This window comes from Chitinophaga sp. 10T418 (genome assembly GCF_056394125.1).
The window spans coordinates 42,207-55,298 of the sequence record NZ_JBFTHG010000022.1; the positions used below are offsets into that span (position 1 = coordinate 42,207).

13 protein-coding genes are annotated in these 13,092 nt (G+C 46.1%); 7 read left to right on the top strand and 6 right to left on the bottom strand.

Going from position 1 to position 13,092, the window contains the following annotated elements; all coding sequences use genetic code 11:
* Window positions 1-2 precede the first annotated feature (2 nt).
* Window positions 3-770: an SDR family NAD(P)-dependent oxidoreductase gene (locus AC1DCV_RS34530; protein ID WP_477027456.1), complete on the bottom strand. Its 768-nt coding sequence runs from the start codon at window positions 768-770 to the stop codon at window positions 3-5.
* A 158-nt stretch (window positions 771-928) separates the two neighbouring features.
* On the opposite strand from AC1DCV_RS34530, the gene AC1DCV_RS34535 reads away from it, so the two are divergent.
* On the top strand, window positions 929-1,807 hold the full coding sequence (locus AC1DCV_RS34535) for an AraC family transcriptional regulator (protein WP_477027457.1): 879 nt from the start codon (window positions 929-931) through the stop codon (window positions 1,805-1,807).
* A 54-nt stretch (window positions 1,808-1,861) separates the two neighbouring features.
* Here the strand turns inward: AC1DCV_RS34535 and AC1DCV_RS34540 are convergent, their stop codons facing one another.
* Together AC1DCV_RS34540 and AC1DCV_RS34545 are read right to left on the bottom strand one after the other, a co-directional pair.
* Complete coding sequence (locus AC1DCV_RS34540) at window positions 1,862-3,019, bottom strand: SGNH/GDSL hydrolase family protein (RefSeq protein ID WP_477027458.1); 1,158 nt, start codon at window positions 3,017-3,019, stop codon at window positions 1,862-1,864.
* A 41-nt stretch (window positions 3,020-3,060) separates the two neighbouring features.
* Window positions 3,061-4,119 (bottom strand): serine hydrolase domain-containing protein, encoded by a 1,059-nt coding sequence (locus AC1DCV_RS34545; RefSeq protein ID WP_477027459.1) that lies wholly within the window; start codon window positions 4,117-4,119, stop codon window positions 3,061-3,063.
* A gap of 66 nt (window positions 4,120-4,185) precedes the next feature.
* Between AC1DCV_RS34545 and AC1DCV_RS34550 the strand changes: the two genes are divergently transcribed.
* The 3 genes from AC1DCV_RS34550 (at window position 4,186) to AC1DCV_RS34560 (ending at window position 7,970) form a co-directional block, all read left to right on the top strand.
* Entirely contained in the window at window positions 4,186-4,830 is a 645-nt protein-coding gene (locus tag AC1DCV_RS34550) for an HAD family hydrolase (RefSeq protein ID WP_477027460.1), read from the top strand.
* Between the two features lie 245 nt (window positions 4,831-5,075).
* Window positions 5,076-6,737 (top strand): lectin, encoded by a 1,662-nt coding sequence (locus AC1DCV_RS34555; protein ID WP_477027461.1) that lies wholly within the window; start codon window positions 5,076-5,078, stop codon window positions 6,735-6,737.
* Window positions 6,738-6,908: 171 nt separating this feature from the next.
* On the top strand, window positions 6,909-7,970 hold the full coding sequence (locus tag AC1DCV_RS34560) for a glycosyltransferase family 2 protein (protein ID WP_477027462.1): 1,062 nt from the start codon (window positions 6,909-6,911) through the stop codon (window positions 7,968-7,970).
* Here the strand turns inward: AC1DCV_RS34560 and AC1DCV_RS34565 are convergent.
* The 3 genes from AC1DCV_RS34565 to AC1DCV_RS34575 form a co-directional block, all read right to left on the bottom strand.
* Window positions 7,936-9,033, bottom strand: a complete 1,098-nt coding sequence (locus AC1DCV_RS34565) for a glycosyltransferase family 4 protein (RefSeq protein WP_477027463.1) — start codon at window positions 9,031-9,033, stop codon at window positions 7,936-7,938. The genes AC1DCV_RS34560 and AC1DCV_RS34565 overlap by 35 nt on opposite strands.
* Before the next feature lie 11 nt (window positions 9,034-9,044).
* A complete protein-coding gene (locus AC1DCV_RS34570; RefSeq protein ID WP_477027464.1) occupies window positions 9,045-10,220 on the bottom strand; it encodes a glycosyltransferase in 1,176 nt (391 codons plus the stop codon).
* Window positions 10,221-10,286: 66 nt separating this feature from the next.
* Window positions 10,287-11,417: a lactonase family protein gene (locus AC1DCV_RS34575; protein WP_477027465.1), complete on the bottom strand. Its 1,131-nt coding sequence runs from the start codon at window positions 11,415-11,417 to the stop codon at window positions 10,287-10,289.
* Window positions 11,418-11,525: 108 nt separating this feature from the next.
* Here AC1DCV_RS34575 and AC1DCV_RS34580 point away from each other — a divergent pair, with 108 nt between their 5' ends.
* The 3 genes from AC1DCV_RS34580 (at window position 11,526) to AC1DCV_RS34590 (ending at window position 13,088) form a co-directional block, all read left to right on the top strand.
* Window positions 11,526-12,098 (top strand): TetR/AcrR family transcriptional regulator, encoded by a 573-nt coding sequence (locus AC1DCV_RS34580; RefSeq protein ID WP_477027466.1) that lies wholly within the window; start codon window positions 11,526-11,528, stop codon window positions 12,096-12,098.
* A 62-nt stretch (window positions 12,099-12,160) separates the two neighbouring features.
* Window positions 12,161-12,721 (top strand): carboxymuconolactone decarboxylase family protein, encoded by a 561-nt coding sequence (locus AC1DCV_RS34585; RefSeq protein WP_477027467.1) that lies wholly within the window; start codon window positions 12,161-12,163, stop codon window positions 12,719-12,721.
* Window positions 12,708-13,088: a DUF302 domain-containing protein gene (locus AC1DCV_RS34590; protein WP_477027468.1), complete on the top strand. Its 381-nt coding sequence runs from the start codon at window positions 12,708-12,710 to the stop codon at window positions 13,086-13,088. The genes AC1DCV_RS34585 and AC1DCV_RS34590 overlap by 14 nt, the downstream gene beginning before the upstream one ends.
* Window positions 13,089-13,092: the final 4 nt, after the last annotated feature.

Here is a 13,092-nt window from a genome sequence, read left to right on the forward strand (position 1 = left end):
ATTTAATGTGTATGCTTATATCCTAGTTCGGCGCCTCCACTTACCGGCATGATACAGCCGGTAACAAAGCGGGCATTATCAGATAACAGGAACGCACATACGCTGGCAATTTCTGTCGCTTCCGGGCAATAACCCAGCGCGTGAATATTATCCAGGTATTGCTCCATGCGGGCGGGATCAGCCTGCTCTTTGTTCCACTGTCGCAACATGGGCGTCCATACTCCGGCAGGTGCTACCGCGTTTACTCTTATACCATCGGGTGCGTAGTCCAGCGCCATGGCTTTGGTGAGCGCATTTACCGCTCCTTTACTACCCGCATAGGCCGCATGGTTTTCCTGTCCTATTTCACCTACCATACTGCTGGTGTTGAGGATACAACCGCGGGAAGCCTTCAGTGCTGCTATGCCGTGGCGGGTGGTATAGTAAATGCCCCGGATGTTTACATTCATCAGCAGCTCCCACTCTTCTTCCGTAGTTTCGTGTAATGGTTTGGCAGGACTGGCAATCCCTGCATTATTATGGATGGCATCCAGTCGTCCATAGGTTTGTAATACGGTGTTAATTGCTGCGCCTATAGCCGCACTATCCAGTAGATCGGCCGTCAGCAATAAATGTGATCCACCCAGTTGTACTTTTAATGCCTGCAGGGCAGCGGCATCTTTATCGATCACCGCTACGATGGCTCCTTCCGCAGCGTAATTCAATGCGCACGCAGCACCTATGCCGGATGCGCCTCCTGTGATCAGCACTATTTTATTCTTCAGTATCATTATTCATATTGTTTCCGTGGAAAATGTACATGAAATACAGGGCTTTGGTACCTGATTTCAAAAGTAACCATGGAAAAGGTATATCATCCCGGTGAAATTGACTTAAATCAACACTATTTTGACTTTATTAATGATTTTACCTATTTTACGCTGATAATATGAAGCCAGTTTTTGCCATACCGGGCGACAAAGCCCTCGAACAGTGTGTATACCTGGTAAAGGAGATTACACAGTCGCACTTTTCTACAGAATTTCATTTTCACGATGAATGCCAGCTGGTCTATGTGGTAGAAAGTGCCGGACGCCGTATCATAGGTGACAATATCGAATATTTTGAAAGCGGGGAGTTGATTTTTGTAGGATCCGGTACGCCGCATGTATGGCATAACGAGCAAAAATATTTTGAAGGAAAGGATAAGTTGCAAGCCAAATCCCTTGCCATGTATGTTTCGCCGGAATTACTGCTGGAGCATCTGGCACCTTTCAGTAATATCAGCAACGTAAAAGCGTGGCTGAAAAAATCGCAACGCGGCATACAGTTTTATGGTAAAACCAAAGCCGACATACTGGCCCTGATGCAGCAAATGCTACGGGAGCAGGACTTGCAGCAAACCATCACGTTCATCACGCTGCTGCAAAAAATGATGGCCACCAAAGAATACCGGTTACTGGCCGGCACCAATTATGTAAACCTGTACAATGATAAAGATCAGTCCAGGATGGACGATATTTTTAAGTTTATTTTCCGGCATTTCAAAAGAGATATCCCGCTGTCGGAAATAGCTGCCATAGCCGGTATCAACGTACATTCCTTTTGCCGCTTCTTCAAAAGCAGAACACAAAAATCGTTTACCCATTTTGTAAATGAATTAAGAATAGGTTATGCCTGCAGACTGCTGCAGGAAAAAGAAATGTCGATGATGGAGCTGTCAGCTAAATGCGGGTATAATAACACCACCCACTTTAATCGTTTCTTCAAAAAAATAAAAGGGAAAACACCGAGAGAGTATAAAAAGGATGTTTTACAAATAGATTAATGCGCGATTTTTGGTCTGGTTCAGGAGAATCCTGAACCAGACCAAAAATCGCTGCTATCCATTCACCAGGAAATACACGATCCGCGTTACTTCCGCAGCCTCACCGGTTTCTATCTTCAATATATGCTTACCAGGTGTTAAATCATCACCCAGGATCAGGTACCAGGGCAGATAAAGACTTTTACTCCACTGTGTCCGTAAGTCTTTCGTTTGCGCAGCGCCACCATCAATACGATAGCTGATGATGCCTGCATCCGGACCGGATACAATACCGATTCCTATAGTACGACCGGTGAAGGGAAACTCCACGGTAGCATGCGCCTTGCCGGATACCAGCATTGGCACTTTCACAAAACCTTCCCTGGTAGACACTTTATCGGATGGCTCCCAGGATCCGATTATAGAAAAACCGTTTTGGGAGGTAGCCCTGTGTATATCTCCATAGGCGCCATTTTCATAATTCAACGGATCTGCCGGAGCCGGTAATTTCGCGGATACCAGCCGTTTGGGAACCGGTCTGCTGAAGGAGCTATCCAGCAATTTTTTGATAGCATTGAAATATATATTTTGTCCAAAGGGAGATGGATGCAGATCCTTGAAATCATCTTTCCAGTTAAACTCGTGTGCATCTATGCGGGTAGTCACTTCTTTGGCCAGGTTAATAAAAGGAAGATGATATTTCTTTGCGAGATCTTCATGTACCTGTACTTCTACCGGTACTTTGCCGGCGTGGTAATCAGCCATTTTATCTTCATCTGCAAATGCCATCAGGACAATATTCACCTGCGGATTGGCACGGAGCGCGTGACGTATGATGCCTTCCATGGCTCTGCGCTGTGTAACTTCGTTGGTGCCATTTGCCCGGTCATTCACCGCAGCTTCTACAAACAGGAGGTCTGTTTTACCTTTGCCCAATACATCCTGTTTAAACCGGAAAGCGTGTGGCAGACTGCCTAACGATGGAATACCGGCATTGATATAACGGAATGCAGTGCCCGGGTAAGTAGCAGAAAGATAATCGCATACTTTACCACGCCAGCCTTCCATGTTGGTAATAGAGCCTCCCAGAAAGGTCACCGTGGCCTTTTTATCGGATTGGATATGATACCAGGTATTGTCCGGATGGCCGTATTGTGTAATAAATTGTTCCTGTCCCTGTGTAGTAACGGTAATGGCTACACTCAGCAGCAGCCATACAAAAATTTTCATCATACGATTGTTGATTGTGGCAGTGTGGTCTTTATTTTGTTTGATTACTTATTTCTTACAAGGTTCCTGATTTTGATGCAGGCAGGCAGGGTGGTCAGATAGCCGTTATCAACAATAAACGTAAATATAAAACCGGTCACTTTTTTATCGCGGTTGATCCAGGGGTGACTGCCAAATAAACCGGGGCTGCTGTTTTCTATAAGCACGTCACCAGGGCCTGTTAGGTCGCGCCAGTTGCCTATACCGTAAATACCTTTAGTGGTGAGCAACGACAACGGGTAAGGAGAATAAGCAATAGTGGTGGCACTGCTGGTTTGTGGTTGTTCCATGGCTGTTACCGCTGCCTCACTCAGTACCCTTGTACCGTTGGCAGCGACTCCCTTATTCATGATCATATACAGGAAGCGCATATAATCATCCGGTGTGCTGGTGGCGCCACCTCCAATCTGTGGGTTGGCGGTTAAACCAAAGCTGGTGCCGGTCATGCCACAGGGTGTAAATAACTTTTCAGCCGCCAGTGTTTTCCAGTCTTTCCCTGATGCCACTTCACAAACACGACCGGCTACCTGCATACTAACTCCACCATAATAAAAAGTGGAACCAGGCGTATATTGTAAGGCAACATTTTTTGCGATGCCATCGGCCGCTGCGCTGAGGGTGCTCAACACATTGGTCTCATATCCCTGAGTAGAACTACCGGGGAAACCGGAAGTATGTGAAAACAACTGGGCGATGGTGATCCCTCCTTTATGGTAGGTGGTGAATAGGGGCAGAAATTTACCCACGCTATCTGTTAACTTAATTTTTCCTTCATCCACGAGGCTCATGAGTATAGCGGCCGACAACCATTTGGAGCAGGAGGCGATCAGCTGGCGGGTACTGCCATCATATCCGCCAAATCCTTTGGCATAAACCGTTTTTCCATCTACCTGGATAACTCCGTAACATTTGCCTCCGAATTTACTGGTGGCCGCTTCCGTCAATACCTGATCCACGTCATTGTATTCGGGCGCAATGATTGTTTTAGATTCGGTTTTACTACAGCTGGCCAACAGCACAGCCGTAAAGCAGCATAACAAATAACAGTGCAGGTGTAATTTCATTGGTGTAAGCTAATAAATTAACGAAACTTATTCAACATCCTCCTTTTCTATTAAATTGCGTCCATTATGAAATATAATAACGTTCTTTTTGACCTGGATGGTACATTGACGGACCCAAAAACAGGGATTACCAAATCTGTGCAGTATGCTTTGGCGAAAGCGGGTATTATAGAAACGGACCTGTCCCGGCTGCTCCCTTTCATTGGACCGCCGCTACAGCAGTCATTTATGGAGTATTATTCGTTTACCGAAGCGCAGGCCTGGGATGCGGTCAATGCTTACCGGGAATATTTCAAGGTAACGGGTATCTACGAAAACGAACGTTATGAAGGCATCCCGGAACTGTTGAGCGCCCTCCTCTCCCAGGGCCGCCGCCTGTTTGTGGCCACTTCCAAGCCCCAGATCTTTGCAGATGTGGTGATCCGTCATTTTAACCTGGATCCCTATTTTACGGCTGTTTATGGCAGTGAACTGGATGGTACCCGTGCCGACAAAGGGGAACTGATCAAATACCTGCTTGCAAAAGAAAATCTGCCAGCGGAGCATACCGTGATGATAGGCGACCGTAAACACGATATTATTGGTGCGCAGAAAAATAATATCACCGCTATTGGTGTAGGCTACGGTTACGGCACTACGGAGGAACTCAATGCCGCTGCACCAGACTTTATATTTAATACGGTAGCCGAATTAGCAGCCAGTTTCTCCTGATCTTCGAAAAAAAACTAGGTTTTCCCCAAAATTATCTTGCCCTAATTAATTTATTAGCCCTTTATTAAGGCATTCATTAGTGCCTGTCTGCTTACTTGCAGGAAGTTTCCACGTTGTACCCATAGCCCGGCATTGTTCAAAAGAAAGCCCTTACTGAAAATCCGATGATCATTCCACGAGTATTCATTCATTGATATCTGACATGAAAATCCAATAGTAATTCCTAAACATCAATTCTTCCACACATGAAAAACAAGTTGCATCTTCTGTTCGCAACCCTTGTTGCATTGTCTGTTGGCTGCTCTAAAAAAGAGGCCGGCACACCTTTACAGCCGCTTGATGGGAAAAAGGCCTCCATTAGCGCATTAGGCTCACCTGTCGGCGATGTAGTCGGCAAAGTCACTGTAGGCTACCAGGGCTGGTTCGCCGCCAATGGTGATGGCTCCCCCATCAATGCCTGGTGGCACTGGACCCAAAACTGGGGAGCATCCCCTTCTTCCACTAACAATGGTATTAAATCCTGGCCGGATGTGCGGGATTACAGCAGTACCTATCAAACTGCGTGGGCAAATCTTAACAATGGATCGCCGGCGAAATTATTTTCTTCCTTCACTGACCAGACAGTGAACACCCATTTCCTCTGGATGCAACAGAATGGCATTGATGCGGCCGCACTGCAACGCTTCAATCCCAACGGTACCGAAGGCCCTGTCCGGGATGCCATCACTGCCAAGGTAAAAACAGCAGCAGAAACGTATGGCCGTAAGTTTTACATCATGTACGATGTGAGCGGCTGGACCAACATGCAATCAGAAGTAAAAAGTGACTGGACCAACAAGATGTCGGCCTACACTTCTTCTTCCGCCTACGCCAAACAGAATGGCAAGCCAGTGGTATGTATCTGGGGTTTCGGCTTTAATGATAACAACCATACCTGGTCGGCTGCGGTATGCCTGGATGTGATCAACTGGTTTAAAAACCAGGGATGTTATGTGATTGGCGGTGTACCTACCCACTGGCGTACCGAAAGTGATGATTCAAGACCTGGCTTCCTGGCCACCTACAGCGCACTCAATATGATTTCGCCCTGGATGGTAGGTCGCATTGGTAATGTAAATGACGTAGATAATTTCTACACAAATGTAAATACCCCGGATCAGGCTTATTGTAACAACAATGGCATCGACTATCAACCTTGTGTGTTGCCAGGTGATTTGCAGGAGCATCAGCGCGCACATGGCGACTTTATGTGGCGGCAGTTTTACAATATGGTGAGAGTGGGTGCACAGGGCATTTACATTTCCATGTTCGACGAGTACAATGAAGGCAACCAGATTGCCAAAACCGCAGAAAGCTCCGGTTTCATCCCCGCAGGTTCCAACTTTGTGACGCTGGATGAAGACGGCGTGGCCTGCTCTGCAGACTACTACCTGCGCCTCACCGGCGATGGCGGTAAAATGCTGAAAGGACAGATTAGCCTGACAGCTACCCGCCCCACACAACCCATCGTGGGTGGTGGTACCGGCGCTCCCATCGGACAAACCATTACGCTGAAAAGCTCCAATAACCTCTATGTGTGCAGCGAAAATGCCACGCAGGCAATGAACGCCAACCGCACTGCAGTAGGCCCCTGGGAGCAGTTTGTAGTGGTAAATGCCGGCAACGGAAAGATTGCCCTGCAAAACGGCGGCAAATACGTATCCTCCGAAAATGGTACACAGGCCATTACCTGCAACCGCGCCGCGATTGGCGGTTGGGAACAGTTCGACTGGATCAACAACGGAGATGGTACCATTTCTCTCAAAGGAAATAACGGCAGGTTCGTTTCCAGTGAAAGCGGTACGCAGTCTATGACCTGCACCCATACCACTGCCGGTGCTACAGAAAAGTTCAGGGTTAACCAATAAAAAACAGGCTTCTTCTTTTATTCGATTATCCAGGCATAAACGCTGGCACTGCCGGCAACGTGGCAAATTCCCCGGATACTCAGATAAAAGAAGAAGCCAATATTGCTGTATGGAGGCCCAGCATAAATTTCTCTATCTTTGCCGCTGTTTTAAAAGAGATAATAGCGATATATGCAAAGCCCTTTAGTGACGATTATTGTTCCGGTGTATAACCTGGCTCCTTTCCTGCCGGCTTGTATTGATTCCCTGTTACAGCAAACCTATACTCACACAGAAATCATCTTTGTAAATGATGATTCATCCGACTCATCGCTGGAGGTACTAACCAGCTATCAGCAAACACATAAAAACATACAGGTCTTTTCTCAAACCAACGCAGGCCCCGGTCCCGCAAGAAATACAGGGCTGGAGCACGCCACCGGTGAATATATTTTGTTTGTGGATGGTGACGACACCATCGCATCTCAAACAGTGAAAGTTTGTGTGCAGGAAGCGTTAAACACCGGCGCAGATATCGTTTGCTTCGGCTACAGGAAAGTAAGCGGGACCGGCAAAGAATTAAAGGTGCTGGAGTCTTTTGAATATATCCCGGGGAATTTTGAACATACCGACTACATCAGCAGCTTTTTAAGTGAAACAGCCCATAAAACAGACAAAATAAATACCGCCTGCTGGGGTAAACTTTATAAGCGATCATTAATTGAAGATCACCGGATACGATTTCGTATCTCCATTTTCGAAGACTCTCCTTTTGTGCTGGAAACCATCTGCCTGTCAGGAAAAACGAGGTGCATTGCCGGAAACTTTTATAACTATTTTGTCCGCGAAAAAGCCCATGCGGAAAAATCAATTACGTCGGCACTGGTGTCTGACTACAAGCTCTCCTGCTTTTATGCATCCGATGACTTAATGAAAGACTTCCTGCTATCTAAAAATCTATTTGATAAATACAGCCACCTGTATTATGCTTACCATAATTCCCGGGTGCTGTTGTACGGAGGCTACTTTGAAGTGTATGCGGATAAAGGGATAGAGAACAAAGCCAATTGGACTGCTGTGATTGACCAGTTAAAAAAGAACCGCCACAGTCTTACCATGCGGAGAAAAGGATTGTACAGGGCTTTCAGGAAAAGGATTCCATTCCTTAACATCGGTGCGTTCATCAGTATCATCAGCCCATGGGCCGCGCATCATTTTTTCAGGATGTATGAGAAAACGCTGGCCCCAAGATAGTATCCATCTTTTTAAAATACTGCTCAATTCCAAATTCCCTGGTTACCCGCTGATGCAGGGCTTCCGGATCAATGGACCGGCTATTATCTTCCAATACCTCATCAAAATGCTGTAATATGGATGCCTCCGGAGAATTGATATCCGGTAACAGGTATACACCGGGAAACTGCATATCCAGCAACTCGCTGATCGCGCCTACGTTGGTACCAATTACCGGCATCCCTACGGACAATGCCTCCAGTGTTACCAGCTCAAAGCCTTCAAACCAGGAAGGAACAATCAGCAAATCCCCCTGCGCATAAGCGGCGGTGGCAATATTGTCAATATTCAACCCCACTTTCACCGTGATGTTTGCAAATGGTTCAAAAAACGCAGTATCCGGTGTTTCGTTACACGCAATTAACAGCTTCCACTTAGTGGATTGATCGATAGCTGCTGCCAGCTGTTTTAAAAATATCAAACCTTTGGGGTTTGTTAGTCTGCCAACAAAAAGCAGGGTATGCTGTGGCTGCGGCTTTTTTTCAAACGGATGAAATCTGCTGGTGTCAACACAATTATGTTGGACAATAATTTTGTTTTCCGGTATCTGATAATAGGTGATCAGGTCACGTTTTACTTTTGCTGATACCGCAATCACCTGTTTAGCCCGCTGACAGCTCAGCTTCTGCAGATTAGCCATGCGGCTCAACCGGGTATCTGTTCTGCCATAAGCCACTTCCATACAGTGATAGCATCCATGTATCAACATAAAGTCGGCTGGAAACAAAGGAGTAGCTTCTCCCTGTGACACCACTACATGATGGGAACGTTTATTCAGCCACAGGAAAGCAGACGTATACCGCGCCAGGTAGATCGCCTTTCTCTTTTTAAAATGGCGGAACCGGAACAGTTGCTGAAAGATCCTGCCAAAAAGGGTATGATGAATGAGATAGTCTTCGTCGATGATCTTTGTTTCAATATTCCTGGAATGAAAATATTCATCCAGGTACCAGGTCACCCTTTCCACACCACCTGCAATAGACTTGCCATTGAACGATATAAGAAATACTTTCTTTTCTTTCATGTGTACTTCTTTTAATTCCCTATACCTAAAGCGCTATCCAGTTTTTTAAATCCTTCTTCTTTTGAAAAATGTTTATGAAAAGATGATAAACTCTGTTGGCTCATGGATTCATAAAAGGCTTTATCTTCCAACAGGTGCAGTATATGTGCGGCAAATTCTTTTGGATCATTGGCAGACAGGCAACCGTTGTTGGTTTTATCCGGCAGTCCGTCCAGTCCACGTTCTGTGCATACCACCGGCAGACCATGCGACATGGCTTCCACCACTTTCACCTTTACACCTGTACCTGTAAGCATAGGACAAAGCGATACCCTGGCTTTCAGGTAATACGTATCCAGGTCCTCCACAAAAGGAATGCGGACTACATTTTTATACTCCGCTGAAACGTGCGGGGTAATGGAACCGATGACACAGATCTTTAGGTGTGCCGGCAAGAGCGGATATACTTCTTTGAAAAACCAGGCAGCAGAGATCAGGTTATGTGGATTGTCCGTAGCAACGTATATCAGGTCAAACTCCTTCTCTCCTAATGGCTGCACCACTGGTGGCGCATCCATCATCATCGGTATATACTTTATTTTTCCTTTCAGGAACTGACCAAAAAAGTAGGTTTCCTCCATAGAAATGGCCCATACCTGGTCAAACTGGGATAATCTTCTTAACTCATCTCCCAGTGCAGCCCCCATATCAAATCCATTTTCATTCTGGTGTTGGGAAGCTAACAGGTCATGTGTATCTATGATTGTCACTGCCTTGCCCAGGTAGGGATTATCTTTTATAAGATCCGCCCAATAAGCATAGCTGATGATAATATAATCGTATGATTGTTTTTGCAGAATGGCATCAAATTGTTTGCGCAGATTCCAGGTAGTATGATTAGGAATAGATCCTTTTACCAGTTTCAGTTTACGCTCAAATAATACATGCCACAATTTATAGGAGAAGAAATACTTCACCGGATTTTTCTTCACGGGTTTCCTTTCCAGGATCCATAAATTTTCCGCCAGCCCGCTGTTTTCAAAGGCCTGGATACTTTCAGGTGTATATCGTCCCCAAATCGATTTGGTGATGAAATCTACCTTGATATCACGCGCTTTAAAATATTTCAACAGGTTTAAGGAGCGGGTCTGACTTCCACTGTTTTTATCAACAGGATTCAATGGAAAAAAATAGAGTATTCTTTTCAAGAGTTGTTTTGTTTTGTTAACTACGGCTGCAAAACTACTTCATTTTAGTGTAAAACCATGAAGGGCCTAGTGATAGGCTCTCATTTGCAGCGAGGATGGATTCATTAATTTTACTTCCATACCCGTAGCTGTTAACAACCCTGTTTTTTGATTACGTTTAAACACCACGATGTTACCACTGTTCTGATTGGCGACCAGGAGAAATTTACCGGTAGGGTCAATCATAAAATTCCTTGGATGCCGGCCACGGGAAGACTCCTGCCCTATTTGTTTCAGGGTACCTTTTTGTTGATTTATGGCGTAAATAAAAATCATATTAGCACTTTCCCGCGTAGAGGCATATAAAAATTTGCCATCGGGAGAGATGTGAATGTCGGCACTGTTATAATCATTTGCAGGTCCCTCCAGGTGGGCGCTGATACGCTGTATGCTGTCGAGTTTACCGACCTTGTATTTATAGCAGGTCACCATACCCCCCATTTCTTCTATGCAGTAAGCATAGGGCAGCTTCGGATGAAAAATGATATGCCTGGGGCCAGCACCGGGCATTGTAGGCGTATAAGGCGGCGTAGCTGGTTGCAAGGGTTCCGCGGCAGCAGGTACCAGCTGGTATCCCCTGATTTTATCAGCACCCAGATCCGGGAAAAAAGCATAATGTCCGTCCGGAGAAAATACCGCGGAGTGGATATGTGAGCTTCGTTGTCTGGGCAGGACGCTGCTGTCCTGGAAAGCAATCACCTGTTTGGCGGGTGCAATGTGACCATCTTCCAGCAATGGAAAAACAGATAAGCTGCCTCCGGAATAATTGGCACAAAGCAGCCATTTCCCGTCTTTATCAGTTCCCACATAAGCCGGATTATCTCCCCCGCTGTTTTGGCGGCTGAGCAGTGTCAGGGTTTCTTTGGTGCTGTCAAATGCCAGGCTGCTTACGCCACCAATGTTGGGTGTTTGCGCTTCAGAGCAGGCATAAATATATTTACCATCGGGCGACAGCGTAAGAAAAGAAGGATTGAGTATCCCTTTCAGTGCAGACACCGGCTGCAGTGCCCCGGTATGGTAGTTGAAGCGGTACAGGTAAACACCATCTTTGTCTTTATCGCGGTTATAACTTCCCACAAACAGGTAATACTGCTGGGCGTTTGCCAGCAAACCGGAGAACAGTGCTATGATAGAAAAGCAGCAGAATTTACGAAACAATTGCGAATGTTTTAAGCGTGAAATGAGACTACAAGATAATCATCTCCGGAAAAAATAATAATAGACAAAATTGTCTATTATTATTTTTTTATGTAGCTTTGTGAGATCATGGCAAGACCAGGAAATCCAAAAGAAAAGATATTGGCAACTGCCGGCCGGTTGTTTTATGAGCAGGGATATAATTCCACTGGCATCAACCAGGTGTTGGAAGAAGCCGGGGTGGCCAAAGCGAGTCTTTACAGCCACTTTGGCTCCAAGGAAGAACTGGGGCTGGCTTACCTGAAAGAGACCAGAACGGAATGGTTTGCGGGCATTACGGCAATGGTTGACAAAAAAACAGATCCGGCAGACCGGTTGCTGGCCATCTTTGATTTTCTGGAACGTCAATTGCCGCTGCAACATTTTAAGGGTTGCCGGTTCATTAATATGCTGGCGGAAATCGGGGATAGTCAGCCGGAGATGCAGCAACAGGTACTGGAACATAAACGGAAGCTCAGGCGCTACGTGCAGCAGTTGCTGGCCGCGGTTCATGATTCAGGGGAGCCCAGCTTAGCGGACACCATTTACCTGCTGTTTGAAGGCGCCATTGTGGAGAGTAAAGTGTACAAGGAAATCTGGCCGGTGAAAACCGCGAAGAAAATGGTGAAACGGCTGATAGGTGCGGCACCGGGTGATTATTAGAGAATGAATTATTTTTTTACCCTATTATAGACAATTTTGTCTACTATTAAAAACGATAAGTAATGAGTACAATCACAGCGCTTTCTGCACAGGAAGCCCCTACCGCCGCCCAACCGGTATTGGAACAGGTAAAACGTATGCTTGGCCGTGTCCCCAACATGTACGGCGTAATGGCCCATTCGCCGGCCGTACTGGAAGCTTATGCACAATTCAACAACGCACTTCGTAAAGGTAGTCTGGGTGCTCCCATGGCCGAAAGAATTGCCCTGGCAGCCGCAGAATATAATGGCTGTAATTATTGCCTCTCCGCACACAGCTTCCTGGGCGCCAAAGCCGGACTGTCTGAAGCGGACCTCCTGGACGCAAGAAACATGAAGGCTGCCGATGAAAAAACAGCTACAGGTATGGATTTCACCCGCAAATTATTAGCTGCCCCACAAAGCCTGTCTACAGATGATGTGCAGGTGCTTCGTCAGGCCGGGTATACCGATGGAGAAACATTGGAGATAATTGCCAACGTAGTCAGAAATATTTTCACCAACTACCTGAATGTAGTGGCCGGCACTGAAGTGGACTGGCCGGAAGTTCATCCTTTAAATACAACAGCAGATGAAAACAGATAATATCACCCTCCTCATAGAACAGCCATTTGATACTGTATTATCCAATGCCCGGGAAGCCATTGCCAACAACGGATTCCTCTTACTTCATGAAATTAATCCACAGGCCATTCTGGCTACGCAGCAGATAGTTATTGGCAAAATCAKGCAATTGCTTTTCTTTCATCCGGTATATATGAAACAGCTGCTGGATCTGGATCCGTCAGCCGTGATAGAAGTACCGCTGAAGCTGGTCCTGCGGGACACGGATACCGGCGCCACCATGCTTAGCTATCATCTGCCGGAACAACATTTCCAGGGATACTCCGGGCTGGAAGCATTAGGGAAGGAATTGCAGGTTAAAGTCAAAGAAATAGTGGCGCAGCTTTAGCAAA

Excerpts from the sequence above, each read along its gene's own strand:
- AC1DCV_RS34530 (WP_477027456.1), bottom strand. The coding sequence starts at position 770 with ATGATACTGAAGAATAAAATAGTGCTGATCACAGGAGGCGCATCCGGC.
- AC1DCV_RS34535 (WP_477027457.1), top strand. The coding sequence starts at position 929 with ATGAAGCCAGTTTTTGCCATACCGGGCGACAAAGCCCTCGAACAGTGT.
- AC1DCV_RS34540 (WP_477027458.1), bottom strand. The coding sequence starts at position 3,019 with ATGATGAAAATTTTTGTATGGCTGCTGCTGAGTGTAGCCATTACCGTT.
- AC1DCV_RS34545 (WP_477027459.1), bottom strand. The coding sequence starts at position 4,119 with ATGAAATTACACCTGCACTGTTATTTGTTATGCTGCTTTACGGCTGTG.
- AC1DCV_RS34550 (WP_477027460.1), top strand. The coding sequence starts at position 4,186 with ATGAAATATAATAACGTTCTTTTTGACCTGGATGGTACATTGACGGAC.
- AC1DCV_RS34555 (WP_477027461.1), top strand. The coding sequence starts at position 5,076 with ATGAAAAACAAGTTGCATCTTCTGTTCGCAACCCTTGTTGCATTGTCT.
- AC1DCV_RS34560 (WP_477027462.1), top strand. The coding sequence starts at position 6,909 with ATGCAAAGCCCTTTAGTGACGATTATTGTTCCGGTGTATAACCTGGCT.
- AC1DCV_RS34565 (WP_477027463.1), bottom strand. The coding sequence starts at position 9,033 with ATGAAAGAAAAGAAAGTATTTCTTATATCGTTCAATGGCAAGTCTATT.
- AC1DCV_RS34580 (WP_477027466.1), top strand. The coding sequence starts at position 11,526 with ATGGCAAGACCAGGAAATCCAAAAGAAAAGATATTGGCAACTGCCGGC.
- AC1DCV_RS34585 (WP_477027467.1), top strand. The coding sequence starts at position 12,161 with ATGAGTACAATCACAGCGCTTTCTGCACAGGAAGCCCCTACCGCCGCC.